Genomic DNA, 25122 nt, shown 5'->3' with positions numbered 1-25122 from the left:
CTGTTCACAGACGTCACTGCGATCGCTCGCTTTCCTGCACAACCGTTCGCACCGGAAGGACTCTTGTGCACGCAACCCGTCGCAGGGTCAAGGCTGTTGTGGCCGCCACCGTTCTGGCTGCACCCCTCCTCCTCGCCGCTTCCCCGAACCACGGGCACCCGTCCGGGCACGACCCCGCGAAGGACGCGGCCACGCTGTCGCGTCAGCTCGTGAGGGCGTCGTCCGCCAAGGACGCGTACCGCCACCTGCAGCAGTTCCAGGCAATAGCCGACTCCGCCGGCGGACATCGCGCGGCCGGTTCGCCGGGCCACGACGCCTCCGCCGCGTACGTCTACGAGCAGCTCCGGCGCGCCTTCCCGCCCTTCACCGCCGTATCCACCGCCGCAGCCTCCGCGGCGGCCCCCTGCTCGGCCCCCTGTTCGGCGGTGAGTTTCTCGTACACCGACTCCCGGTCCACCGCGTGTGCGTAACGCCCGTACAACGAGGACCCCTTCCCCGCCGCGTCCAGCTCCGTCGCGGGCAGCGGGATCCGGAGCTGCGCGCCGGGCAGGCACGCACCGTCCCAGAGCAGCGCACGCAGATCGAGCGCGGCCGCGCCGACGGCGTACCCGTCGGCGATCTCCTGGGCCTGCTGCGGCAGTACGCCGACGCCCTCGCCGACGCCTGCTCCCGCGCCCGCTTCGGTACCTCCGCCCGTGCTGTCGTTGCCACTCATCGCGGTCCGTGTTCCGAAATGCCTGCATTCATGACGTTTTGGCCAGCATCGCAGTACCGCTCCATGGCTGCGCCCGGAGGCTCTTGACCGGTAGGCTTTCCGTGTGATCTTCAAGCGCATCGGAAATGGGCGGCCATATCCCGACCACGGCCGGGAAAGCACCCGGCAGTGGGCGGATGTCGCGCCGCGCCCGGTCCGCCTCGACCAGCTGGTGACGACCAAGGGTCAGCTGGACCTCGAAACCCTCCTCGCCGAGGACTCGACGTTCTACGGCGACCTGTTCGCCCACGTCGTGAAGTGGCAGGGCGACCTCTACCTGGAGGACGGGCTGCACCGCGCGGTCCGCGCGGCGCTCCAGCAGCGCCAGGTGCTGCACGCCCGGGTACTCGAACTCGGCTGACAGTCCGGCAGCTCGGTGAGCAGACGGCCCGCGCACTTCGCCGCGCCGGGTGCTTTTGGGTGCATTCGCACTCGGACGGGTGCCATCCGTTGATCATTTAGTACGCATCTTCACCAGGTCGCACTACGCTGCGCCCATGAGCATGCTCACTCCCCCCGGTATGGGCGGAAAGTACCGCATCACGGGCGACAAGTACCCGCGTATGCGCCGCCCCCGGCACCGTCGCACACTGGTCCTCGCGTCCATTGCCTCCGTGGCGACCCTAGGGCTGGCCGGTTGGGGCACGTTGCAGCTCATCGACGTCTTCACGGGCGGCGACAAGGAGGCCAGCGCCGCGGACCGCAGGGCCGACTGCCCCACGCCCAAACCGTCCACGCCCGCCAGGGCACTGCCGGCACCAGCGAAGATCACCGTCAATGTCTACAACGCGACGCCACGCGGCGGGCTGGCGAAGGCCGCCGCCGACGAGCTGAAGAAGCGCGGCTTCCGTATCGGCAAGGTGGGCAATGCCTCGGCCGCGTATGACAAGAAGGTCCCCGGGCCCGGGGTACTGCTGGGGGCGCCGACGGCCACGAACGGCACGTTCCCGGTCCTCGGTACGCAGCTGACGGGCGCCACGCCGAAGACCGACGCGCGCAGGACGGCGGATGTCGATCTGATCCTCGGTACGGCGTTCAAGAAGCTGAACACCCCGAAGGAAGCCGCCGCGGCCCTCGCCGCCCTCAACAGGCCGGCCCCGGCGCCCTCCTCCTGCCGCTGAGGGCTGTCCCGTCGTCACGCAGCGCAGCAGGCGCCGGTTCGACGACAGGCACCTCGGGGCGCACGGGCCGAAAGCCCTGGCCGGAACCGGGACTCAGTCGACGGTTCCGTACATCCGGTCGCCCGCGTCGCCGAGCCCCGGCACGATGTAGCCGTTCTCGTTCAGCCGCTCGTCGACCGAGGCGGTGACCACGGTCACCGGCGTACCCGCCAGCTCGCGCTCCATCACCTCGACGCCCTCGGGCGCCGCGAGCAGCACGACGGCGGTGACATCGTCCGCACCGCGCTTGATCAGCTCCTGAATCGCCGCGACCAGCGTGCCGCCGGTGGCCAGCATCGGGTCCAGGACGTAGACCTGTCGGCCCGAGAGGTCCTCCGGCATGCGCGTCGCATACGTGGACGCCTGGAGCGTCTCCTCGTCGCGGATCATGCCCAGGAAGCCCACCTCGGCGGTCGGCAGCAGCCGCACCATGCCGTCGAGCATGCCGAGACCGGCTCGCAGGATCGGCACGACCAGGGGCCGCGGGTGCGACAGCTTGACCCCGGTCGTCGGTGTGACCGGCGTCTCGATGTCGACCTGCTCGGTGCGCACGTCCCGGGTGGCCTCGTACGCGAGCAGGGTGACCAGCTCGTCGGCGAGCCGCCGGAAGGTCGGGGAGTCGGTGCGCTTGTCGCGCAGGGTGGTGAGTTTGTGCGCGACCAGCGGGTGGTCGACGACGTGGATCCGCATGGGTTCAACAGTAACCGGGCTCCCTCGCACCTGTGCGCTGGCATCAATCACACGTTCGGAGGGAAGGTGGGGGCATACGGACCCGGGCTTGAGGTGAGGTGCGGATGGCGGACGGGAAGCAGCAGAAGCGGGACCAGCCGGTCCCGCGCGACGCGCAGGGCGCGCCGGAGGCCGAGACCGAAGCGGAGCGCCGCAGACGGCGCGCCCACTTCCTCCGCGAGCTTCATGAGGCGAAGGCGCTGCGCGACCGGGTCCAGCCGCGCCGCGCCCGGGCCGCCCGAATGCGCCAAGCCATGCGGATGCGAACCTTCCGCTGGTAGCGCTCCGATCAGCAGGACGGCCCCTTCGGAGCAGTGTCCGCGACAACTGATCCACGACGCAACGGTCGAACTACTCTCGCGAACGCTAGGTTTCTGCCACGATTCCGATGGGCGGGACGCAGGACAGCCGGATCACCGGATGCCCTCCCGCCGGACCGACACCCCTATGACCAGTGGGAGAGTCACGGTGTACTTCGCCGCACTGCTCGCGCGCACCGAAGACGGGTGGGAAGCGAGCGACACGGAGCTCGACGATGTGGAGACCCTGTCCGATCTGACGGATCTGGCCCGTGAGGCCTCGGTGGACGAGGACACAGTGCTCGTCTTCATCGAACAGGAGGACGCCTGGTTCGGCGTCATCCGGGTGGACGGTGAGGAGGACCCCCGTATCTACATCTCGGACGCGTCCGCCGCCGCCCGCTCCTCCTACGGGGAGATCCTGCTCACCGATGAACTGCTCGGCCGCGAACCCGAGGCCGAGGACTCGATTGCCGCCCTCGAAGAGCTCGTCGGCCTCGACGGTACGGAGGACGGCGAGCCGGATCACACCACCGACAATCAGACCGACCACGACGACAACGACGACGGACTCGACGCCGACGCCGTACCGACGGGTCCGCTCGGAGACACCGGGATCCTGTCCGATCTCGGACTTCCCGAGAAGGAACTGCTGATGCTGCGCACGGACGCCCTGGTGGAGATCGCGGACGCGCTGGGTGCGGCCGAGGTCCTGGAGACCGTCCGTTAAGGTCCGCGGGTGACCGCACCACCGGGCCCGCACGGACCGCAAGAACCCCACGACCCGACGAACGATCCCGTACGGGACCCATGGCGGGCGGCCATGCGCCGCGCCCTGGACGAGGCCGCACACGCGGCGCAGGCCGGTGATGTGCCGGTCGGCGCCGTCGTCCTCGGCCCGGACGGCACCTTGCTCGCCACGGGACACAACGAACGCGAGGCGACCGGCGACCCGACCGCGCACGCCGAGATCCTTGCCGTCCGCCGGGCCGCCGAGGCGCTCGGCGCATGGCGGCTGACCGGCTGCACGCTGGTGGTCACCCTGGAGCCGTGCACCATGTGCGCGGGCGCACTCGTGCAGTCCCGGGTGGCCCGGGTCGTCTACGGGGCACGGGACGAGAAGGCGGGCGCGGCCGGTTCGCTCTGGGACCTCGTACGGGACCGGCGGCTCAACCACCGCCCCGAAGTGATCCACGGAGTTCTGGAGGGCGCCTGTTCCGCCCAGCTGACGGCCTTCTTCCGCGACCGCTGACCCGGCGGCGCGCCCAGCCTCCGATCCGGCTTCCGCACACGCGGGAGAATCGGATTTCAACCCACGGCCTGAATGGTCTAAGCTCTCTCTCGGTAGCGTGTCCGAGCGGCCGAAGGAGCTCGCCTCGAAAGCGAGTGTGGGGAAACTCACCGAGGGTTCAAATCCCTCCGCTACCGCCATAAGAAACCGTCTCTGACCTGTGCGAACAGGTCAGAGACGGTTTTTTGTTCCTCTCACGTCCACATGGATGTCCGCTCAGAGCCTGCAAGCGGGTGGATGGACGCGTGACCTTCACCGCCATTCGGAGCGAGGGGGAACGCACGGGGAGGACGCTGCGGGTTCAGACCCGGGCGTGCGTGGTGATGTCGGCGGTGAACTCCGCGATGACGACAGGGGTCACCGTCGGACGACACTGGTGGAGCGCGGCGAGGTAGTCGTCGGTGTCTGCGCCTGCCTCGGCGAAGTCGCGTTCGAAGGCAGCCTGGGCGGCGATCCGGGCCGCGTGCTCGATGTCGGCCGGGGTGAACAGCTCGCTGGCCATGACGAGCGCGTCCAGGTCGACATCGTCGCGCCGGCCGGAGTAGCGCGACCAGATCGCCGCGCGGGCGGCCGGGTCCGGGGTCCCGATGGGGATCAGGTAGTCGAACCGGCCGGGACGCAGGAAGGCCGGGTCGAGGGAGCGGATGGAGTTGGTGGCACAGACCAGCAGCCGCTCGTCGCGCTCGCGGAAGCCTGGGATGAGTTTGAGGAGTTCATTGGTGACACCGTGCATGCCGGGCTCCGGGCGTGCGCCGCGTACGGGAGCGATCTCCTCGACCTCGTCGATGAAGACCAGCACCCGCTCCAGTTCCGCGATCCGGGCGAAGGCCGTGCGCAGAGCGGCGGCGAGATTTCCTTCGTCCGCCAGTCGGGACGGCAGCAGTTCCACGAAGGGCCAGCCGAGGCGGGAGGCGATGGCTCGGGCGAAGGTGGTCTTGCCCGTCCCGGGCGGACCGAACAGCGTGATGGCGCGCGGCGGTATGACCCCGTGCCGGGCAGCGCGCTCGGGTTCGGCCAGCGGCAGCACGATGCGACGCTCGATCAGCTTCTTCTCCGCCTCCATGCCGGCGACCTTGGCCCACAGATCACCGGACAGCACCCGGCCACCCAGCTCCTCCAGAAGGTTCGCCGCGGTGCCGGTGGCCGATTCGGTCTTCTCGAAGTAGGCGACGGCCGGCCTTCGCGTGTAACCAGCCTTCTGCAGCCCCTCGCCGAGCAGTTCCTCCTCCGGCAGCACGTAGGCGATGCGGCGCACCCTGGCCGCGATCAGCCGGCGTTCCAGTTCCATCAGCAGCGCGCTGGCCAGGCCCCGGCCGCGCCACGCCGGTGAAATGGCGATCCGCATCACCCAGGCCCGGCCCTCGGAAACCTGGGCGAGCGCCGCGCCGATGGGCTCGCCTCGGTGGACAGCGACCACCGCGGGCTGGCGGGACGTCAGGGCGCTGATGCACTCGGCCAGCGAGAAGACGGATTCCTGGCCGAGATCCGCAGTCGTGTCGATGAGATGCACGACCGCCGCCAGGTCGTCCTCACGGTAGTCATGGATGAGCCAGTTCACATGCCGCTCCTCGCCTCGGGTGGTTCGGGAGACGCTAGAGCGCCGACGGCGGACGGTCGCGCTCCATTACGGACAACGGAGCAGCCGTAACCGTACGAACAGGAAGCGGTGCGAAAAGCGGACTCCGGCTACGCCCGGCAGGCCGTCCGAGAGGCGTGGCAGCCCACTTGGTTCAGCGCTCGCCGGCAGGAGCTCCGCGCAGGAGGTGATGGTCCGACAGCCCGGTGGGGTCGGTGCCGCGGCATCGATCACCTGGTTGCGGACCGTCGGCGCCCTGACGCCCGAGGTGGTCCGTGCGCGCGTGGGCGCGGCCCGCCGGCAGCGCCATTCTTCGGTCGGGCCACACACATACCGAGGCATAGGGTCGGAGTGTGATCGAAGACCCCGCCGAAACCCCCCTCGGATACGGCCATTCGTGCGGATAGAATCGCGCGACTGCACTGGTGATCGAGGGGGAGGCAGGGGCTGATGGTGCAAGCGAAGAAGATCGCGCTCTACATGATTGTCGTCTTCGTGCTGTACACGATCATTCACTCCCCCAAACGGGCCGCGGATCTTGTCCAGGTAGGGTTCGAGGGCATTTCGAGTGCCGCACAGGGCGTCGGCGATTTCATGACCGAGCTCGTGAAGTAGGAGTACCCCATGATCCGTCATCTGGTCCTGTTCAAGCTGAACGACGGCGTGAAGCGTGACGATCCGCGTGTTGTCGCCGGGGCGAAGGCGTTCCAGGAGCTCGGAGGACAGATCCCGGAGCTGGAGTTCTGGGAGTGTGCCTGGAACATCACCGACCGGCCGATCGCGTACGACTTCGCCATCAACTCCGCGGTCGCCGACGAGGACGCCCTGGGGCGCTACGTCGCACACCCGGCCCATCAGGCCGCCGCCGAACAGTGGAAGGCTTTCGCCACCTGGGTGATTGCCGACTATCCCTTCTGACCTCCGCGGTCCCGGAACCCACAAGCCCCCCACCATTTCGGTGAGGGGCTTTTCCGTGGGTTTAAACCAATACGCCCTCAACACGACACCATGCGGTGCTTGCACACAGTGGACATGTCTTGTGATGCTATGACCGCTTTTGACGGATGAGTTGACCGAAGTTGACCGCAAAGGGGTGGCCTCACCGTGCCGGCCAGTACAGCGCCTCAAGTGCCTCCCCAGATCGTCCAGAACGACGATGCCCAAGCCACCCACACAGCCCAGTCCGATCAGTCCGCCCCGGCAACCCGGGCCGCCCCGGTGGCCGAGACCGTCCAGACCGAGACGCCCGACGGCACGACGCCCGCCAGGACCCGGGGCGCGGACACCAGGGCGCTCACCCGGGTCCTCTTCGACCAGCTCAAGGACCTGGAACCGGGAAGTGCGGAGCACAGCAGAGTGCGGGCCGCACTGATCGAGGCCAACCTCCCCCTCGTGCGGTACGCCGCGGCGCGCTTCCGGAGCCGCAACGAACCCATGGAGGACGTCGTCCAGGTCGGCACCATCGGGCTGATCAACGCCATCGACCGGTTCGACCCCGAACGCGGCGTCCAGTTCCCGACCTTCGCGATGCCCACCGTCGTCGGCGAGATCAAGCGGTACTTCCGGGACAACGTGCGGACCGTCCACGTGCCGCGGCGACTGCACGAGCTCTGGGTACAGGTCACCGGCGCCACCGAGGACCTGACGACCGCGCACGGCCGCTCACCCACCACCGCGGAGATCGCCGAGCGCCTGAAGATCTCCGAGGAGGAGGTGCTGGCCTGCATCGAGGCGGGACGCTCCTACCACGCGACCTCACTGGAAGCCGCCCAGGAGGGCGACGGGCTGCCCGGACTGCTCGACCGGCTCGGCTACGAGGACCCCGCTCTCGCGGGGGTCGAGCACCGTGATCTGGTCCGCCATCTCCTCGTCCAGCTGCCCGAGCGCGAGCAGCGGATCCTGCTGCTGCGCTACTACAGCAATCTGACGCAATCACAGATCAGCGCCGAATTGGGCGTTTCCCAGATGCATGTGTCAAGACTGCTGGCCAGAAGCTTCGCGCGACTTCGATCCGCAAACAGGATCGAGGCGTAACCGGATCGGGTAAATCGATCAAAGTTCCTCTCGGGCAGCCCGAATGCCGCACAACCCCCGTTAACTGCACATATGTCACCTTGACTTGTCGACATGTCACTACAGCGCGTTGCCGACATGTGACATTCTGCGTGAACCGCGTTTGCCGCAGCCCCGCCTCCGGTATTCAGGTGGAGGCTGCGTTCCTCCGATGGTCGTGGCTACCGCGACCGTCCGCGACCTCAAGGGGGTGGCATGTCCGCAGAACAGGGCAGCTCGAAGGTGCTCACGCTCACGAAGAGCGCACCCGCACCCGCTGTGCTCACCAGCTCGTCGGAAGCCATCGACACCCGCACTCTGTCCCGCTCCCTGTTCCTGCGGCTCGCCGCCCTGGGTCCCGCACCGGGGCCCGACGGACCGGACAGCCCGGAGCGTGCCTACGTGCGAGACACACTCATCGAGCTCAACCTCCCGCTGGTGCGGTACGCCGCGGCGCGGTTCCGGAGCCGTAACGAACCCATGGAGGACATCGTCCAGGTCGGCACGATCGGCCTGATCAAGGCCATCGACCGGTTCGACTGCGAACGGGGCGTGGAATTCCCGACGTTCGCCATGCCCACCGTCGTCGGCGAGATCAAGCGCTTCTTCCGCGACACCTCCTGGTCGGTGCGGGTGCCGCGCCGGCTCCAGGAGCTGCGGCTCGCGCTGACGAAAACGAGCGACGAGCTGGCCCAGAAGCTCGACCGTTCGCCGACCGTTCCGGAGCTCGCGGCGGCGCTCGGGGTCTCCGAGGAGGACGTGGTCGACGGCCTGGCCGTCGGCAACGCGTACACCGCCTCCTCACTGGACTCGCCCTCCCCGGAGGACGACGGCGGGGAGGGCTCGCTCGCGGACCGGCTCGGCTACGAGGACTCCGCACTGGAAGGCGTCGAGTACCGCGAATCGCTGAAGCCGCTGCTGGCCAAACTCCCGCCCCGGGAGCGGCAGATCATCATGCTGCGGTTCTTCGCCAACATGACCCAGTCGCAGATCGGCGAGGAGGTCGGCATCTCGCAGATGCACGTCTCACGTCTGCTGACCCGGACGCTCGCCCAGCTCAGGGAGGGGCTCATCGCCGACTGACTCACACACAGTCGTGCGAGGGTTCCGAATTGACGGTCCGTCAGCCACACTTGCGCGATGCGACGTCAGACATTCGGCTCGACCGGCCGCCGGGGCACCGTGATCGCCGCCTCGGTGGCCGTGCTGTGCCTGGGCGGCGCACTCGTCGCCTGCGGCGCCGGAGCGGGCGACGGAGACGGCTATGCGGCAGTCGGCGCGGCGGGCACCGGCCCGGAGAAGGCACCCAAGGGCGCGGTCGCACCTTCGGGCAGGGTGACGCTGATTCCGCTGGACGGGGAGGGCGGCGGCAGCGCGGGTACGGAGCCGAGGCCGGGCTCCTCCGCAGCGAGCGGCGGCACCGGTGGTACGGGCGGCACCGGCAGCGGTGCGGCCGGCGGCGCGGGCGGCGGCGCGGGCGACCGCACGAGCAGCGGTGCGCGGTCCTCCAGCGGATCCGGCGGCACCTCCGTCGACACCACCGGGGGCGCTGCGGGTTCCGCGGGCGGCACGGGCTCCGTCGGCAGCACAGATGGCAGCGGCACCGGTGGCACGGCCTCGGGCGGCGCGGGGGGCGGCTCCGCGACTCCCTCCCCGTCCGCACCGGGGCCCACCGCGCCCGCGGGACCTGCCGTGCTGGCCCTGGGCGCACCCGAGCGGGCGGCGGCCGATCACCGCTGGTGCGAGAAGGTGACTGTCGAGTTCCGCAATACCGGCGGTTCACCGGCCCGGTCGGGAACGGTCACCTTCGCCACGCACATCATCGGCGGGCTCGGGATCGACTGGGCGACCGTGGAAACGACCGCGCCGCTGCCCGCGCCGATCGACGCGGGAGCGGCGCGGGAGAAGACGTACACCGTCTGTGTGGACGCCTGGCGGGTGCCCCTGGGCATGCATGTCGAGACCCAGGGCATCACCGCCGTCTGGAAGTGACGGATGGGAAGGGCGGGGTCGGGTCAGCGGAGCGCGAGCCAGGCGACCGCGCCGAGGATGACGATCACCGCGACGACAGCGACGATCACTCCGGTCTTCGGTCCGGACGACGCGGCCGGCTGCTGCCGACGCTGCGGCTCGCCCTCGTCGACGAAGGCGCGGAACATCTGGGTGCTGCCCGCGGGGTCGTGGTTGCCCTGGGGGCCCTGGGGGTTGCCATTTACCGGCGGCTGATTACGCATGAATGCATTCCCACTCGATCGGGTGAAGTGCTCGTCGGATACTGCGATATGAAGCCTGTGGAACTGTAGCGTCGTCACGTGGGAGAGGGTCCTGCGGCCAACGCTCGACCCCTCTCGCACCAGGGACTCGGCCCGCCACGGACTGGATCACGCGCGTGGCGCGTGCCGCCACCGGGGTGCGAAAGCGGAGAACCAGGTCATCCAAGACCGTTCGGGATGGCCCGCCAGACGCACAGCACCTCGCGCCGGGCGCCAAGGAACGGTTGTGTGCCATGGGTCAGGACCCTAGCGGTCCGGCGGCACCTTAAGCCCCTACGGGGCGACGGCCGGGCCACGAGTAACGCTCGGGGCCTACTGCCGTTTCGGGGCCATCGTCCACACCTCCGGTGTGGAACGGGACACACCCGACCCGTCTCGGACACGCTGGGCGTTTGACCCAAGCGCTACGCAGCCTTTTGCTTTCCTTTACTTATGCAAGCTTCATTTCGTTTGCCTGCAGCAACCAACAGACATATGGTTGCCCTAAGCAACAAGATGAACCGGTGAGATGTCTGGGGGGCCCGTGGCCGTACGAGGTCAGTACGAAGAACTGGCCCGACAGCTCAGCGCCATCGGGGCCGTCAAGCGGGGTCTCGCCCGCATACTGCCCCCCGAATGCCCCAGCGGCTCCGCGGCCGTACTGGCACTTCTCTGTGAACACGGCGAAATGCGGATCAGCAGACTGGCCGAGCTGATGGCCGTCGACATGTCGGTGACCAGCCGTCATGTCGCCCATGTGGCAGAGCATGGCTGGATCGAACGGTCCTCGGACCCGGCGGACAAGCGGTCCCGCATCCTGCGGCTGACCCCCGCCGGACACGACGTGCTCAGTGATCTGAACCGCCGGACCACCGAAATGTTCATCCACAACCTCTCCGACTGGTCCGACGACGACGTCGGACAGCTCAACACGCTGTTGGCCAGGCTGCGCGACAGTTTTGCCTGTCGCGGCCCCGGAGGGTGCGCCCCCGGAAGGCACATCGGCGACTGCTCCCGGCATGCCGACAGCGACAACGACTCGCACACCCGTACACCTGTGTAACAGAAGCAAAGCAAAGGAACTCAATGGCTACGACCACACCAACCGGTGTACGGGGCGGCCACGCCAAGCACGGAGGACATCCTTCCTCCGACGGCACGCCGATGACACACCGGCAGATCATGGAAGCACTGACCGGGCTGCTGCTCGGCATGTTTGTCGCGATCCTGTCGTCGACCGTCGTCTCCAACGCTCTCCCCCAGATCATCTCGGACCTCGGCGGCGGCCAGTCCGCGTACACCTGGGTCGTCACGGCCTCGCTGCTCGCGATGACGGCCACCACTCCTCTGTGGGGCAAGCTCTCCGACCTGTTCAGCAAGAAGCTGCTGGTCCAGATAGCGCTCGTCATCTACGTCCTGGGCTCGGTCGTCGCGGGTATGTCGACCAGCAGCGGCATGCTCATCGCCTGCCGTGTCGTCCAGGGCATCGGCGTCGGCGGTCTCTCCGCCCTCGCCCAGATCGTGATGGCCGCGATGATCGCCCCGCGTGAGCGCGGTCGCTACAGCGGCTACCTCGGCGCGGTCTTCGCCGTCGCCACCGTCGGTGGTCCGCTGCTCGGCGGTGTCATCACCGACACCAGCTGGATGGGCTGGCGCTGGTGCTTCTATGTCGGTGTGCCGTTCGCGGTCATCGCGCTGATCGTGCTCCAGAAGACCCTGAAGCTCCCGGTCGTCAAGCGTGACGTCAAGGTCGACTGGACGGGCGCGTTCTTCATCAGCGCCGCCGTATCGCTGCTGCTGATCTGGGTGACCTTCGCGGGCGACAAGTACGACTGGCTGTCCTGGCAGACCGGCGTGATGCTGGCCGGCTCCCTGGTGCTCGCCCTGCTCTTCCTCTACACGGAGTCCCGGGCCAGCGAGCCGATCATCCCGCTGCGCCTCTTCCGCAACCGCACCATCACGCTGGCCTCGGCCGCCTCGCTGTTCGTCGGGATCGCGATGTTCGCGGGCACCGTCTTCTTCAGCCAGTACTTCCAGCTGGCGCGCGGCAAGTCGCCGACGATGTCCGGCGTCATGACGATCCCGATGATCACCGGCCTGTTCCTCTCGTCGACCATCTCCGGTCAGATCATCACCAAGACCGGCCGCTGGAAGGCCTGGCTGGTCAGCGGTGGCTTCCTGGTCACCGCCGGGCTCGGGATGCTCGGCACGATCCGGTACGACACGGAGTACTGGCACATCGCGATCTTCATGTTCGTGATGGGTCTCGGCACCGGCATGATGATGCAGAACCTGGTGCTCGCCGCGCAGAACCAGGTCGCACCGTCCGACCTCGGGGCGGCCAGCTCCGTCGTCACCTTCTTCCGTTCCCTCGGTGGTGCGATCGGCGTCTCGGCGCTGGGCGCCGTCATGGCGAACCGCGTCACCCACTACGTCAAGGACGGCCTCGCGGACCTCGGTCCGAAGGGCGCGGCCCTGGGCCACGGCGGCACCGGCGGCGGGGGCATCCCCGACCTGGACAAGCTGCCCGCACCGTTCCGCACGGTCATAGAGAGTGCCTACGGGCACGGTGTCGGCGACGTCTTCCTGTACGCCGCTCCGGCCGCGCTGATGGCCTTCCTCATCACGATCTTCATCAAGGAGGTCGCGCTGAAGACGAACGCGGCGAACGACGCCCCGGCGGAGGCCGAGGCTCCCGCCGCGGTGCTCGCCGAGGTCCCGTCCGGTGCAGCCGCGCCGGTCTCCGAGGGCGCGGCCGGGGTCACCTCGGTCGACACGCTCGAAGCTCCGGTGGCAACCGTGCAGGGCACCCCGGTGAGCGGTGTGGTGCGGGGCGCCGAGGGAGCACCCGTCGCCCGGGCCGCGGTGACACTGATCTCGCTGGGCGGCCGGCAGCTGGGGCGCTCCGTCGCCCAGGCCGACGGCAGCTACCGTCTGGACGCCCCGGGCGCCGGCAGCTACGTCCTGATCGCGTCCGCCGACGGCTTCCAGCCGCAGGCGTCCACCATGGTCATCGGCGACCAGCAGCTGTCGTACGACATCCTGCTCGCCGGTACGAGCGGCCTGGCCGGGACCGTGCGGGCCGCCGAGAGCGGTGATCCGGTCGACGGTGCCATGGTCATCGTGACCGATGTGCGCGGTGATGTGCTGGCCACCGGCACGTCCGCCGAGACCGGCGAGTTCACCTTCGCCGAACTGGTGCCCGGCGCGGTGACCGTCGCGGTGAACGCCATCGGCTTCCGTCCGCTGGCGCTGCCGGTGGAGATCGGCGGCCAGGGTGTCACCCGGGTCGACGCCGTACTGCAGTCCGGTGCGCTGGTCCAGGGTGTCGTGCGGGCCGGTTCGGCCCGACGGCCGCTGCCGGATGCCCGCGTCACGCTGGTCGACGCGGCGGGGAATGTGGTCGCCACCTCGACGACCGGGGAGGACGGGGCGTACGCCTTCGCCGACCTGGACGCGGGCGAGTACTCGGTCATCGCGACCGGCTACCCGCCGGTGGCCGGCGCGCTGACCGTGGCCGGTCGCGGGGTCGACGGCCACGACATCGAGCTCGCCCACCCCGGCGAGTGATCGAGTAACACAGACCCCTGGCGGGCAGCGCTTCGAGCGGAGAGGCTGCCGCCAGTGGAAATGGGCCCCGGTGGTGGAGACGGCAGGCAGGGGACGGCCTGCCGTACCCGCCCCGGGGCCGACTCATTGAGTCATGGAGCAAGGAGAGAAACGGGATGGGACTTCGTGCACAGGTACGGACGCGGGACGGCTGGGCCGTCCAGCACGCGGTCGTGACGGTGACCGACATGACCGGCACCCAGGTGCTGCGAGCCGCCGCCGACGAGGACGGGGCGGTACGGACCGACGCCCTGCTCCCGGCCGGCGCGTACACGGTGATCGTGACCGCGGTCGGGTACGCCCCCGCCGCGTCGACCGCCCTCGTCACGGCGAGCGGACGGGTCGAGGCCGGCACAGTGGTGCTGGCACGCCAGGGCGGCGTGGAACTGCCGCCGCCGGGCGCCTGGTCGCTGGACCCGGCGCACTGCTCGGTGGGCGCGGTCGCGCAGCACCTGGGGATCTCCAGCGTGCGCGGCCGGTTCACCGAGTTCGGCGGCCGGATCGAGATCGCGGAGGAGGTCCACCGCTCCCGCGTCGACGCCGTGATCAGCGCGGCCAGTATCGACACGGGCAACGGCATGCGCGACAAGCACCTGCGCTCGCCGGACTTCCTCGACGTGGACCGGTTCCCGGAGATCACGTACCGCTCGGACGGGCTCACCCCGGCCGGCCCCGACCGCTGGACCGTACACGGCCTGCTGGCGATGCGCGGCGTCGAGCGCCCGGTCGACCTGGACCTGACCTACCTCGGCACCGGCCCCGACCCGTGGGGCGGGGTGCGCGCTGCATTCAGCGCAACGGCGGAGCTGCGCCGCGACGATTTCGCCATGAACTACAACCAGGTGGTGCAGGCGGGTATCTCGGCGATCGGCACGACGCTGCGGGTGGAGCTGGACATCCAGGCCGTGCAGGGCGAGTCCCTGCCGTCGTAGTCTGCGGACATGGCACCCGACATCGCGACCAACACCGCCGTGGAACTCGATGATTTGCTGGCGTTCGTACGGCCCCGCCACCGGGCGATCCTGCTGACCACCCGGGCCGACGGCCGCCCTCAGGGATCCCCGCTGACGTGCGGCGTCGACGACGCCGGCCGGGTCGTCATCTCGACCTACCCCGAACGGGCGAAGACCCGGAACGCGAAGCGGGACGAGCGCGTGAGCGTGATCGTCCTGTCGGACGACTGGAACGGGCCGTGGGTGCAGATCGACGGGTCGGCCGAGGTGATCGACGCGCCCGACTCGGTCGAACCGCTCGTCGAGTACTTCCGGAACATCTCGGGAGAGCACCCGGACTGGGACGAGTACCGGGCGGCGATGGTGAAGCAGGGCAAGTCGATCATCCGGATCACCCCGGAGCGGTGGGGGCCCATTGCCACGGGCGGTTTCCCCGCCCACCTGGCGCCCGGCAGCTGACGGCTGTTCCGGGATGATTGAGAACGTCCTTCCGGCCCCGGGCCTGCTCACGCGGGCCCGGGGCCGGCCACGGCACTGGGCCGTGTTTCGAAAGTCCCGCCTGCCAGGCGGCGTCTGGCCCGCACGCTCGCTGCGTTGCCGGGCCCGCCCTACGGGCGGACGGCGCTGCTTTCGAAACACGCCCTAGCGGTCCCGCATCGCCTCGATCCCCGCGATCAGCAGGTCAAGGGCGAAGGTGAAGTCCCGCTCGCGCATCTCCTCGACCGTGTCGCCGCCGCGGGCGTCCATCAGATCCTGCGACGACTCGACGAACCGGCTGAGCTGCGGCTGGGACCGGATCGTGCCCAACGCCTGCTGGAAGAACTCATCCTGGCTGAGCCCCGCCTCCGCGGAACGCTGCACGATATGGCCCTCGATGGTGCCGAATCCGTACACGAACTGGAAGACCGCGGAGAGAGCGCCCGTCTGCTGGTGCAGCGGCAGCCCGGTCGCCCGGATCACGTCCTGGACGGCGTACGAGAACAGCATGGAGTGCGGGCCGATGTTGAGGAAATGTCCGGCGAGCGGCGACACCCAGACGTGCCGGAACAGGAGCTCCCGGTAGGCGGTGGCCAGTTCGCGGAGCCGGTCGTGCCAGTGCGCCTCCTCCCGGGGAGGCGCGATCTCGCTGTAGACCGAGTCGAGGGCCAGCTCCAGCAGGTCGTCCTTGGTGTCGACGTACCAGTAGAGGGACATCGCGGTGACGTCCAGTTCGGCGGCGAGCCGGCGCATGGAGAACTTGGCGAGACCCTCGGCGTCCAGCAGCCGGACCGTCGCCGCCGTGATCCTGTCTCGGTCGAGGCCGGTCGGCTGGTCCGATTTACGGGTGCGCGACGGTGCCCGCTGATCCAGCCACACACTGGTCCTGACAGGGTTCTTCGCACGGTCGGCCGCGGACACCATGGCGCACTCTCCTCGTCTTGCCGGCGGGACGGACGGGATGACCGAACCGGATCCGTGCCCTGTGCGCACGAACCGGATTCGTACAGTCCGGTACGCCCCGCCTGATGCTATGCCGCTGCCGCGGCCGAGTCTGCCTGAACAGATTCTGCCCGCTCCGCCCGTCGCAGGAGCACGGCAGCCAGCAGCCCGCCCGCCAGCACCGCCACCGCCCCGACCAGCTGGCTGGTCTCCAGTCCCGAGGCGAAGGCGTCGGTGATCCGCTGCCGCTCGCCGTCGTCGGTCGCCGCAGCGAGCGCCGCGGGAAGCGAGGCGGCCCCGACGGCCGCCGGCACGAGCGCCGCGAACCGCGAATTCAGCACCGCGCCGAGGACCGCGACCCCCAGACCGTTGCCGAACTCGGCGAGCGTGCCGTTGACTCCCGCGCCCACCCCCGCCTTCGCCGGCGGGATGGCGCTCATGATCGCGTTGGCCATGGCCGGCATGGCGAGTGCGATGCCCGCGCCCATGACGACCAAGCCGAGCAGCATGCCGCCGTAACCGTTGCCGCCCAGCAGGGCGATCGCGGCGAGACCCGCGGCCAGCAGGCTCATCCCGGCGGCGATCGTGGCAGGCGTGCCCAGCTTGGGCACCAGCCTGGCGCCCAGGCCCGTGAGGTTGAGCGCGACGACGCTCAGCGCCAGCGGAGCCGTGCGCAGACCCGCCTCCAGCGGCTCGTATCCGAGGACGAACTGGAGCTGCTGGGTGAGGAGGAAGAGCGAGCCGCCCATCCCGAAGGCGACTAGGATCGCGCCCGCGACCGCCCCGACGAACTTCTGGTTCCGGAAGAAGTGCATGTCCAGCATCGGGTACGGAATGTGCAGCTCCCACAGCACGAATCCGGTGAGGACCGAGACCCCGATGAACGCGGTCAGCAGCACCTGGCCCGAGGTCCAGCCGTGCTCCGGGCCGGAGATGATCGCGTACACGACGGAGGCCATGCCGATGGTGGACAGCAGCGCGCCGAGCAGGTCGGGGCGCTCGCCGCGCGGGTTCTTGGATTCCGGGACGAGACGGATCACCGCGGCCAGGCCGATGACGGCGACCGGGATGTTGATCAGGAAGATCGCACCCCACCAGAAGTGGTCGAGCATCACTCCGCCGATCAGCGGTCCCACGGCGAAGCCGAGCGAGCTGACGGTCGACCAGACGCCGATCGCCTTGACCCGTTCGGTGTCGTCGAAGATCTGGACGACGACAGCAAGGGTCGTGGTCATCAGCAGCGCACCGCCGATACCCATGCCGGCCCGGGCGGCGATCAACTGCACGGACGTCTGGGCCAGTCCGGCCACCAGCGAGCCGATTCCGAACAGCGCGAGGCCGGCGACCAGCATCTTCTTGCGGCCGTAGCGGTCGGCGGAACTGCCGGCCGTGAGCAGCAGACCCGACTGGACCAGCGAATAGGCGTTGATCATCCACTGCACGTCGGCGGTGGACGCGTCCAGCTCCCGGGTGAGGGAGGGGATCGCGACGTTGAGGACGGTGTTGTCGAGCAGCACGGTGAGCTGGGCGAGGCAGATGACGCCGAGGATCAGCCAGCGTTGCGGGTGGCTCGGTGACGAGAGGTGGTTCTGCTCGGCGGCGGTCGCCGTCATGCGGGCTCCTTGAGCTCCTGGGGTTGCTTTACGGTGTACAAGGCAATGCGTTGTACACCGTAAAGCAACCCTATACGGCGTACAAGCGACTTTCGCGCGGTACGGTGCTCGACGCTGATCAACAGGGAGCCGACTAGGGCTGGAGTGGCATGTCACTGCGTCGTCGTACGGTGGAAGTCCTGATTGCCGCGGGTCTGTTGGGGGCGGTCGCCGCCCCGCCCGCCGGAGCTGCCGGGCAGGGTCATCCAGTGCCTCTGCGCGTCGCCACGTACAACATCCATGCCGGCTCGGGCATGGACAACGTCTTCGATCTGGACCGGCAGGCGGCGGAACTCCGCTCGCTCGACGCCGATGTGATCGGGCTTCAGGAGGTCGACGTCCACTGGGGCACGCGCAGCGAGTGGCGCGATGTCGCGGGCGAGCTGGCAAAGCGGCTGGACATGCGGGTGTCGTTCGCCCCGATCTACAGCCTCGATCCGGAGACTTCCGGTGCGTCCCGGCGCGAGTTCGGCGTCGCGGTGCTGTCGAAGTACCGGATCGTCAGCGCCGAGAACCACGAGATCACCCGGCTCTCCACCCAGGTCCCCAACCCCGTGCCGGAGCCCGCACCCGGCTTCGGTGAAGTGGTCGTACGGGTGAAGGGGATGCCCGTGCATGTGTATGTGACGCACCTCGACTACCGCGGCGACCCGTCCGTCCGGATCGCGCAGGTCGCCGACACCCGGCGGATCATGGCGGAGGACGAGGGGCCGAAGGTGCTCCTCGGCGACTTCAACGCGGAACCGGGCGCCCCGGAACTGGCCCCGCTGTGGGAGGACCTGACCGATGCCGACCCGAATGCGCCGTCTTTCCCCGCACTGGACCCGGTGAAACGGATCGACTGTGTGGCGGTGTCGAAGGACGCCGTGCGGGTACGCGACGCGGCGGTGGCCGAGACACTTGCCTCGGACCACCGCCCGGTCGTCGCGGATCTGCTGCTGCTCCGGCGCTGAGGGACGGCGAAGTCAGCCGGTACGAGCGCACCCGCGGGAGTGTCCGCGCGAGCCGGGCCGCCACCTCAAGCGTTCAGTCGGCGCTCGCCCTGTCGGCGACGGTGATCCGGAAGGCGTACGGGAAGGTGCGCACCAGATGGCCGTGCAGGTGCAGCACACAGGGTTCGAGGTGCAGCCGGGTCCGCAGCGTCCACGGCCACCGCCCCCTCTCCGCTCTCCCCGCCGCGCCCGACCGCTCGGCGGGTCATTCACCGGGCTTGATGAGATATCCGGCCCCGCGCCGGGTGTGGATCATCGGCGTCCGTCCGGCGTCGATCTTCTTGCGCAGATACGAGATGTACAGCTCGACGACGTTCGCCTGCCCGCCGAAGTCGTAGTTCCACACGCGGTCGAGGATCTGCGCCTTGCTCAGCACCCTTCGCGGATTGCGCATCAGGAAGCGCAGCAGCTCGAACTCGGTCGCGGTGAGGTGGATGGACGTCGTGCCCCGGCTCACCTCATGGCTGTCCTCGTCGAGCACCAGGTCACCGACGACGAGCGTCGACTCGCTCCGTACCGCCGCCGTCCCGGACCGCCGGATCAGCCCGCGCAGCCGCGCCACGACCTCCTCCAGACTGAACGGCTTCGTCACGTAGTCGTCGCCGCCCGCCGTGAGCCCGGCGATCCGGTCCTCCACCGTGTCGCGCGCGGTCAGGAACAGCACAGGGACCTCGGTGAGCTCCCGGCGCAGCTCACCGAGGACCGAGAGCCCGTCCGTGTCGGGCAGCATCACATCGAGGATCACGGCGTCGGGCCGGAAATCGCGTGCCGCCCGGACGGCATTCGCACCGTCCCCGGCACTGCGCACCTCCCAGCCCTCGTAACGCAGGGCCATGGAGAGCAGCTCGGCAAGCGGAGCCTCGTCGTCAACGACCAGCACACGGACGGGGCTGCGGTCCGGCCTCAGCAGTTCGGTACGCCCCTGGGGCGAGGTCGTCGTCATGCCTCGACGATGCGGCACGCCTCTGAGAGGGTCCTTTCCCGATTCTGTGAATTCCCTGAGAAAGCGGAAGTGCCCGGGAGTGCTCAGCCCCGGCCGAACAGCGCGTGCGCGTTCCCGTAACAGACCGCGCGCAACCAGTCGTCCCCCAACTCCAGCCGCTCCAGCGCGTGCAGCTGATGCACGTACGGGTACGGAATGTTCGGGAAGTCCGTCCCCAGCAGGATCCGGTTCCCGAGACCCGCGAGCCGCCCCCGCTCCGCCACCGGGAACGGCGTGAACCCCTCCGAGAAGTCCGTGAACGCCATCGTCGTATCGAGCCGCACCTCGGGGTAGGTCTCCGCCAGCGCCAGGAACTCCGTGTACTCGGGCATCCCCAGGTGCGCCACCACGAGCCGCAGCCGCGGATGCCGGGCGAGCAGCCGGCCGACCGGCTCGGGCCCGGTGTACGCGCCGGGCGCGGGCCCGGACCCGCAGTGCATCACCACCGGGACCCCGGCGTCGGCGAGCAGCCCCCACACGGGCTCCAGCAGCGGATCGTTGGCGTCGTACGCCCCGACCTGGAGGTGCGACTTGAAGACGCGCGCCCCCGCCTCGACCGCCTCGCGGACATAACGCTCCACGCCCTCCTCGGGAAAGAGGGTCGCCGTGTGCAGGCAGTCGGGCACCCGGCGCGCGAAGTCGGCCGCCCAGCCGTTCAGCCAGGCCGCCATCCCCGCCTTGTGCGGGTAGAGCATCGAGGTGAACCGCCGCACCCCGAAGGACCGGAGCAGCGCGAGCCGTTCGTCCTCGTCGTGCCGGTAGGCGATCGGCCATTCCATGCCGGTCAGCGGTCCGGCGGAGTCGAAGTACGCCCACACCTTGCGGAGCACCTGCTCCGGCATGAAGTGCGTATGGACGTCGATCAGCCCCGGCAGCCCGAGGCGCTCCCAGAACCGCACCACGTCATTGTTCTCGCCACTCATCGCGCACTCCTCACCCGGCCCGCCCAGAGCACCGACGATCTCAGAACAGCCCGTCCTGCACGCCGCCGCCCCCGATGTCGACCACCGGCACGGTCACCCTCGACCGCGCATCGGCCCCCACCAGCTCCCAGCCGGTCATCAGCCGGGTGTCCAGCACGACCACCCCGTCCGCGGTCGCCAGATGCAGATCGGGCCCGGCGGCCGCGACCAGCCGCCCGCCGACCACCCCGCCGTCCACCAACTCGGTCACCGCCCGCCCCACCTCGACCGGCCCGTCCAGTCCGAACACCCCTGTGTGGTCGACGGGCTCGAACGGCAGCCGCTCCAGCGACTGCGGCCATCCCGCCCCCGTCTCCAGCGCCGCCGCCCGCCCGTACAGCTCCTCGACCTCCGCGACCCGCTCGGCGACACCCGGCAGCACGGCCCGCACGGCGCGCTTGCGTGCGTACGGGATCCGGTCCGGTACTCCCAGCGCCGCTCGGAGCAGCTCCTCGGTCCGCCGCGCCGCCATCAACGGGCCGCGCCCCAGCCAGCTGAAGACCACGGCCCCCTGCTCCCGCAGCCGCGCCGCGCCCCGCTCCTCCGCGGTGATACCGACCTTCACCATCCCGGGCCCGAACCAGGCGAGATAGACGCGGTACGTGCGAGGGTCGTCGGCGATCGTGTCGGCGGCCACCGAATGCGCCCGGTCCAGCCGCGCACACTCCGGGCACCGCGCCCCCGTACTCCGCCCGGACACCAGGGCGCCCAGTGGACACACGTTCCCCCGCGCCCCCACGCAGTGCCGCTCACCCGCTGCCCGGAACCCGAGCTCCTTCCCGTACCCGAGGACACTCACCCGCGCCGCGCCCCCCAGCCACCCGAGCACCGGCGCATCGGCCCCCTCGGGCCACCGCAGCCCACTGCACCGCCAGCCCCCCGTGGAACCCACAGACCCGGACACACCCGCCACGCCCCCTGGCCGCGTCTGCCCCGTATCCGGGTGCCGCCGGCCCTGCTGGTCCTGCGATCCCATGCGCAAACAACTCCCACCGAAGACTGACGCAGTTCGCTGCCGTACGGACTGCCGAACGGGCTCCTGTACGGACAACGCGAGAGGCCCCCGGGATTCCTCCCGGGGGCCTCTGGTTTGCTATGCACTCGGCAGGATTCGAACCTGCAACCTTCTGATCCGTAAGATCGGGCAGCTCGTAGTCAGCGGGCGACAACTCGTGACTTACCTCCGGTGGAGGGTAGTTGCCATCTCCCCTGGCCTAGCCCCCGTCAGGACAGCTCCTTGACGAGCTCTTTGGCGAGAGGCCCGAGGAAGCAGGGTTCTGCCCTGTGAAGAGTTTGCGGCGCGGCCGCCCGGGATGACCAGGCTGGTACCTCGGTAGCCGCCGTCTGCGATCACCGTCGTCCGGCTGTGATCGGCTCCAGCGCATCTCAGGCCCGACCGACTACTTACGGTCCGTTGGGAAGCGGTCAGCCAGCGACGGGAGTCTCAGGCTGCATCTCGTAGGAGTGCTGGATGGCCTGATGCCGGGTCCCGAGGCCATCCGTGACCTTGCGCTCCCAGGGAACCTGCTGGAGGTGCTTGGTCTCTTCGATCATCGATGTGGGCTCCAGATTACGGAAACTGTCGACCTCTCCGGCAGCGACCGACGTCAACGCCGCATAGACCGCTTCAGGGTCGAACTGTGCTCGGGGGAAGGCAAGCTTGGAGTAGTCAAAAAGCCGCTGAGACGGATCGTCCTCCCAGCTCTCCCAGGTCTGGAACATCCGGTCGTTGAAGCCGGTCAGAAATGGCCCGGGGTTGACCGTGGCGACTTCGATGTTGTGCTCCTGCAGCTCGTAGGCCATGGTTTCGGCGATCGCCTCGACCGCGTGCTTGGAAGCGGAGTAGATGCCGGTGAAGGGATTGACGTTCAGGCCCTCTCGGGATGAGACCCAAACGATTCTTCCGGCGCCGCGCTTGACCATCTGCTTGGCGATCCCCTGAGTGAGGAGCAGCGGTCCGGTGACGTTGACCTCGAACTGGTGCCGGATGTTCGGTGCGGGAATGTCAACTGTTGAGCCACCTTCGCCGACTCCTGCGTTGTTCACGAGGATCTCCACACCCCAGTTGAGAGCCTTGCGACGATCACCGTCGTCGGTGACATCGAGCTTCTCGACCTGCAGGCTTACCCCTCGCTCGGCCGCCTGCCGCTTCAGCGTCTGGACCTGGGCGTAGATCTCCACCGCGGCGATCACGACGAAGCCCTTTTCCGCCAAGCGCATGGCGGTTTCGTACCCGAAGCCGGTACCCGCCCCTGTGATGAGGACCTTCTTGAGTGCTGCACTCGCCATGTTGATGCGCTTCCTTTCGTATTGCTGGTTCAGCGGCCATCGAGGCTCTGGCCGCCGAGTGGGCTCCACGTGGAGCGGACTGGGGCATGCTGGCACGCCGTCCGTCATATGCGAGCGCGCCCTCTCCCAAAGGCGGCACGCTGGACCACTGAACTCGAAGATGTTGAGACTGCGACCGATCCTCGGCGCCGCATGCCACGGCGGTAGTCCAATTCTCCATTTCCATCGAGGTGGTCGCCGTAAGAACGGTGTAATGCTCAGCGCGGCAAACTCGCTGATATCAATCCAGGCTGTCTTCCAGGTTGGTGACAGTGAAGGAGAGGTGGCGAATGCCTGTGATCTTTGACCCAGTGCAATCAGCCATTGGATACTCACGGCGTCCCCTGCTCAGACTCAATCTGGGAGCTTCAATCTGCACCTCTGTTGCGTCCAGTCGAGTGGTCCGCGACGGCGTCGCTGCGGGCTGCGCGCGCCAGAAGGCGCCCCAAAGTCGGGCCTGAGGGGCGGCCGTCGGCGTGGCGGGTTCGGCTTCCTGCACCCACAGGTGGGCACGCGGCTAACAAGCGCCCGGGTGCCGGCCGAGAGTCGGTGACAACCGCCAACGCTTCGCAGACGCCCGCGGCCTGAAGGCCTACGCTGGTGCCTGACCCATCACCAGGGCCTCCGGCAAGAAGTCGAGCGTCGCCCGGCGATGGGTGGGGAACGACCGCCTCAACCATGCCGGCTACCTACGCGCCTTCTCCGCCATCATCACCTCACTCGGCGCCAAGGCCCACTACCGCAGGCATCATGACCATGGCGACCGGCATGCAGCGGCCCAGAGTTTCTTCCATCGCATGCTCGGACAGCTCCACCACTGGCTTCAGCGCCACAAGTTGTTCGACGAACACACGCGTTCCCCGCCGAACTCACAGCCGCGGCTTGACACGCTAAGCGCCTAAAGTGTCTTTCTCGGCCCGGCAGCTGCCATCTGCTGCTACATGCGACTCGTCCACCTCACCACGTAGGACACGGTCTTGAGATCATGTGAGACAGATCAACAAGTAATTCGATATGCGAGTGGGTTTCATTCACCAATCTCTGGGTGACCGCTCGGCTTGCCCGCCATCGATTCAAGACTAAGCTGATCTAGCACGTAACGCCGACTCTCCGCCTTTCCGCGCCGGAGGCTCCCGTCCGGGTTCGCGTCGCCGACCGGATACGGCAATCGCGGCGGTTATGGCCGACGCCTTCCACACGATCCTTACTGTGCTCAGTCGCCGAAAAGGCCGAGTTCACCTTGTACGCCGAGGAAATGGAAGCACATGACTGTCTCTGGGATCTTGACATCAGGCGGGGGAAGACTGGCCCTCGGAGTGGCGATGTTCTCCGCCCTGACCGTGGTGCCGGCTCACGCCGCAGACGACCTCGGCAGGGCCACGGGGGGCCAGAAGCCGACCGTGGTGCTCGTACACGGAGCATTCGCCGACGGGTCCAGCTGGAACGGAGTGGTGCAGCGCCTGCAGCGGGACGGCTACCCAGTCATCGCCCCGCCCAACACGCTGCGCGGCATACCCCAGGACTCGACGTACCTGAACAGCCTCCTGAAGACCATCAAGGGGCCGATCGTCCTCGTCGGACACTCCTACGGCGGCGGGGTGATCTCGCAGGCGGCCGCCGGGCTCGACCACGTCAAGGCGCTGGTGTACGTCAACGCGATCATGCCGGACAAGGGTGAGTCGTTCGCCAGCCTCTCCGGCAAGTTCCCGGCCGCCCCGCTCACCAAGGCGCTCAAGCAAGTGCCGTTCCGCAACGGCGACGGCACCACGGGCACGGACGTGTACATCCAGGCCGCCAAGCTCCACGCGACCTTCGCCCAGGACCTCCCGCAGCAGCAGGCGTCCGTCATGGCATCGACGCAGCGCCCGATCGCGCAGTCGGCGTTCGCCGACAAGCTCACCGCAGCGGCCTGGCGGGACAAGCCGGTCTACGTGCTCGTCGGCACGCAGGACCGGGCCATAGACCCGAGCCTCGAGCGGTACGAGGCCAAGCGCGCACACGCGCGCAAGACGGTGGAGATCAACTCCTCGCACGTGTCCCTGATCTCCCACCCCCAGGCGGTCACGGATCTCATCGTGAGCGCGGCCCGCGACTCCGGTCACCAGTAGGCGA

General features: G+C 68.8%; 25 protein-coding genes, 1 tRNA gene and 4 pseudogenes. 19 read left to right on the top strand and 11 right to left on the bottom strand.

All coding sequences use genetic code 11. From position 1 onward, the window contains the following. Window positions 1-65: 65 nt before the first annotated feature. A pseudogene (locus tag AB0915_RS17625) lies at window positions 66-353 on the top strand (amidohydrolase); the annotation flags it as partial. 26 nt (window positions 354-379) lie between these two features. Here the strand turns inward: AB0915_RS17625 and AB0915_RS17620 are convergent. After that, window positions 380-640: pseudogene (locus AB0915_RS17620) on the bottom strand (ATP-binding protein); the annotation flags it as partial. A 178-nt stretch (window positions 641-818) separates the two neighbouring features. Here AB0915_RS17620 and AB0915_RS17615 point away from each other — a divergent pair. Both AB0915_RS17615 and AB0915_RS17610 read left to right on the top strand, forming a co-directional pair. After that, on the top strand, window positions 819-1115 hold the full coding sequence (locus AB0915_RS17615) for a type II toxin-antitoxin system VapB family antitoxin (RefSeq protein WP_003955420.1): 297 nt from the start codon (window positions 819-821) through the stop codon (window positions 1113-1115). A 160-nt stretch (window positions 1116-1275) separates the two neighbouring features. Further along, a complete protein-coding gene (locus AB0915_RS17610; protein ID WP_366691946.1) occupies window positions 1276-1875 on the top strand; it encodes a LytR C-terminal domain-containing protein in 600 nt (199 codons plus the stop codon). Window positions 1876-1968: 93 nt separating this feature from the next. Here AB0915_RS17610 and upp read toward each other — a convergent pair whose 3' ends face one another. Beyond that, window positions 1969-2604: a uracil phosphoribosyltransferase gene (gene upp / locus AB0915_RS17605; RefSeq protein WP_037695091.1), complete on the bottom strand. Its 636-nt coding sequence runs from the start codon at window positions 2602-2604 to the stop codon at window positions 1969-1971. A 104-nt stretch (window positions 2605-2708) separates the two neighbouring features. Here upp and AB0915_RS17600 point away from each other — a divergent pair, with 104 nt between their 5' ends. The 4 genes from AB0915_RS17600 (at window position 2709) to AB0915_RS17585 (ending at window position 4373) form a co-directional block, all read left to right on the top strand. Then, window positions 2709-2924: a hypothetical protein gene (locus AB0915_RS17600; RefSeq protein ID WP_366691936.1), complete on the top strand. Its 216-nt coding sequence runs from the start codon at window positions 2709-2711 to the stop codon at window positions 2922-2924. 187 nt (window positions 2925-3111) lie between these two features. Further along, complete coding sequence (locus tag AB0915_RS17595; RefSeq protein ID WP_366691945.1) at window positions 3112-3672, top strand: hypothetical protein; 561 nt, start codon at window positions 3112-3114, stop codon at window positions 3670-3672. Between the two features lie 93 nt (window positions 3673-3765). Next, a complete protein-coding gene (gene tadA / locus AB0915_RS17590) occupies window positions 3766-4194 on the top strand; it encodes a tRNA adenosine(34) deaminase TadA (protein WP_366691944.1) in 429 nt (142 codons plus the stop codon). Between the two features lie 91 nt (window positions 4195-4285). Beyond that, window positions 4286-4373: transfer RNA gene (locus AB0915_RS17585), tRNA-Ser, on the top strand. A gap of 161 nt (window positions 4374-4534) precedes the next feature. Here AB0915_RS17585 and AB0915_RS17580 read toward each other — a convergent pair. Continuing rightward, entirely contained in the window at window positions 4535-5791 is a 1257-nt protein-coding gene (locus tag AB0915_RS17580) for a bifunctional GNAT family N-acetyltransferase/ATP-binding protein (protein WP_366691935.1), read from the bottom strand. Between the two features lie 468 nt (window positions 5792-6259). Between AB0915_RS17580 and AB0915_RS17575 the strand changes: the two genes are divergently transcribed. From AB0915_RS17575 to AB0915_RS17555, 5 genes are all read left to right on the top strand, one after another. Further along, window positions 6260-6424 (top strand): hypothetical protein, encoded by a 165-nt coding sequence (locus tag AB0915_RS17575; RefSeq protein WP_366691934.1) that lies wholly within the window; start codon window positions 6260-6262, stop codon window positions 6422-6424. A 9-nt stretch (window positions 6425-6433) separates the two neighbouring features. After that, window positions 6434-6727 (top strand): Dabb family protein, encoded by a 294-nt coding sequence (locus tag AB0915_RS17570; RefSeq protein ID WP_366691933.1) that lies wholly within the window; start codon window positions 6434-6436, stop codon window positions 6725-6727. 186 nt (window positions 6728-6913) lie between these two features. Then, complete coding sequence (locus tag AB0915_RS17565) at window positions 6914-7843, top strand: RNA polymerase sigma factor SigF (RefSeq protein ID WP_366691932.1); 930 nt, start codon at window positions 6914-6916, stop codon at window positions 7841-7843. A 234-nt stretch (window positions 7844-8077) separates the two neighbouring features. After that, window positions 8078-8944: an RNA polymerase sigma factor SigF gene (locus tag AB0915_RS17560; RefSeq protein WP_366691931.1), complete on the top strand. Its 867-nt coding sequence runs from the start codon at window positions 8078-8080 to the stop codon at window positions 8942-8944. 57 nt (window positions 8945-9001) lie between these two features. Beyond that, window positions 9002-9853, top strand: coding sequence for a hypothetical protein (locus AB0915_RS17555; protein WP_366691930.1), 852 nt, complete (start codon window positions 9002-9004; stop codon window positions 9851-9853). Window positions 9854-9876: 23 nt separating this feature from the next. On the opposite strand, the gene AB0915_RS17550 is transcribed toward AB0915_RS17555, so the two are convergent. Next, the gene (locus AB0915_RS17550; RefSeq protein ID WP_366691929.1) at window positions 9877-10095 is read right to left on the bottom strand and encodes a hypothetical protein; all 219 of its coding nucleotides are present in this window, start codon (window positions 10093-10095) and stop codon (window positions 9877-9879) included. Between the two features lie 562 nt (window positions 10096-10657). Between AB0915_RS17550 and AB0915_RS17545 the strand changes: the two genes are divergently transcribed. The 4 genes from AB0915_RS17545 to AB0915_RS17530 all read left to right on the top strand — a co-directional run bounded on the left by AB0915_RS17545 (window position 10658) and on the right by AB0915_RS17530 (window position 15134). Beyond that, window positions 10658-11176, top strand: coding sequence for a MarR family winged helix-turn-helix transcriptional regulator (locus AB0915_RS17545; protein WP_366691928.1), 519 nt, complete (start codon window positions 10658-10660; stop codon window positions 11174-11176). Window positions 11177-11199: 23 nt separating this feature from the next. Continuing rightward, window positions 11200-13683 (top strand): MFS transporter, encoded by a 2484-nt coding sequence (locus AB0915_RS17540; RefSeq protein WP_366691927.1) that lies wholly within the window; start codon window positions 11200-11202, stop codon window positions 13681-13683. Window positions 13684-13838: 155 nt separating this feature from the next. Beyond that, window positions 13839-14654 (top strand): YceI family protein, encoded by an 816-nt coding sequence (locus tag AB0915_RS17535; protein WP_366691926.1) that lies wholly within the window; start codon window positions 13839-13841, stop codon window positions 14652-14654. 9 nt (window positions 14655-14663) lie between these two features. Continuing rightward, window positions 14664-15134 carry a PPOX class F420-dependent oxidoreductase gene (locus AB0915_RS17530; RefSeq protein ID WP_366691925.1) on the top strand — a complete coding sequence of 157 codons (471 nt, stop codon included), beginning with the start codon at window positions 14664-14666 and terminating at the stop codon, window positions 15132-15134. A gap of 183 nt (window positions 15135-15317) precedes the next feature. On the opposite strand, the gene AB0915_RS17525 is transcribed toward AB0915_RS17530, so the two are convergent. Continuing rightward, window positions 15318-16076 carry a TetR/AcrR family transcriptional regulator gene (locus tag AB0915_RS17525; protein WP_366691924.1) on the bottom strand — a complete coding sequence of 253 codons (759 nt, stop codon included), beginning with the start codon at window positions 16074-16076 and terminating at the stop codon, window positions 15318-15320. 107 nt (window positions 16077-16183) lie between these two features. Beyond that, window positions 16184-17707 (bottom strand): MFS transporter, encoded by a 1524-nt coding sequence (locus tag AB0915_RS17520; protein ID WP_366691923.1) that lies wholly within the window; start codon window positions 17705-17707, stop codon window positions 16184-16186. A gap of 149 nt (window positions 17708-17856) precedes the next feature. On the opposite strand from AB0915_RS17520, the gene AB0915_RS17515 reads away from it, so the two are divergent. Further along, window positions 17857-18699 carry an endonuclease/exonuclease/phosphatase family protein gene (locus AB0915_RS17515; protein WP_366691922.1) on the top strand — a complete coding sequence of 281 codons (843 nt, stop codon included), beginning with the start codon at window positions 17857-17859 and terminating at the stop codon, window positions 18697-18699. Between the two features lie 13 nt (window positions 18700-18712). Here the strand turns inward: AB0915_RS17515 and AB0915_RS17510 are convergent. From AB0915_RS17510 to AB0915_RS17490, 5 genes and pseudogenes are all read right to left on the bottom strand, one after another. Further along, window positions 18713-18868, bottom strand: a pseudogene (locus AB0915_RS17510) (glycosyltransferase family 2 protein); the annotation flags it as partial. Between the two features lie 75 nt (window positions 18869-18943). Next, window positions 18944-19681 (bottom strand): response regulator transcription factor, encoded by a 738-nt coding sequence (locus tag AB0915_RS17505; protein WP_366691921.1) that lies wholly within the window; start codon window positions 19679-19681, stop codon window positions 18944-18946. Window positions 19682-19764: 83 nt separating this feature from the next. Further along, a complete protein-coding gene (locus AB0915_RS17500) occupies window positions 19765-20643 on the bottom strand; it encodes an amidohydrolase family protein (protein ID WP_366691920.1) in 879 nt (292 codons plus the stop codon). A gap of 40 nt (window positions 20644-20683) precedes the next feature. Beyond that, window positions 20684-21574: a DUF2797 domain-containing protein gene (locus tag AB0915_RS17495; RefSeq protein ID WP_366691919.1), complete on the bottom strand. Its 891-nt coding sequence runs from the start codon at window positions 21572-21574 to the stop codon at window positions 20684-20686. A gap of 533 nt (window positions 21575-22107) precedes the next feature. Then, on the bottom strand, window positions 22108-22971 hold the full coding sequence (locus AB0915_RS17490) for an SDR family oxidoreductase (RefSeq protein ID WP_366691918.1): 864 nt from the start codon (window positions 22969-22971) through the stop codon (window positions 22108-22110). A 565-nt stretch (window positions 22972-23536) separates the two neighbouring features. Here AB0915_RS17490 and AB0915_RS17485 point away from each other — a divergent pair. Both AB0915_RS17485 and AB0915_RS17480 read left to right on the top strand, forming a co-directional pair. Then, a pseudogene (locus AB0915_RS17485) lies at window positions 23537-23896 on the top strand (transposase); the annotation flags it as partial. 436 nt (window positions 23897-24332) lie between these two features. Next, entirely contained in the window at window positions 24333-25118 is a 786-nt protein-coding gene (locus AB0915_RS17480; RefSeq protein WP_366691917.1) for an alpha/beta hydrolase, read from the top strand. The last annotated feature ends 4 nt before the right edge of the window (window positions 25119-25122 follow it).

The organism is Streptomyces sp. NPDC048411 (genome assembly GCF_040704695.1).
GTDB lineage: Bacteria > Actinomycetota > Actinomycetes > Streptomycetales > Streptomycetaceae > Streptomyces.
Note: the sequence above shows the minus strand (reverse complement) of the source record. Positions and strands in the feature narration are given on the sequence as shown.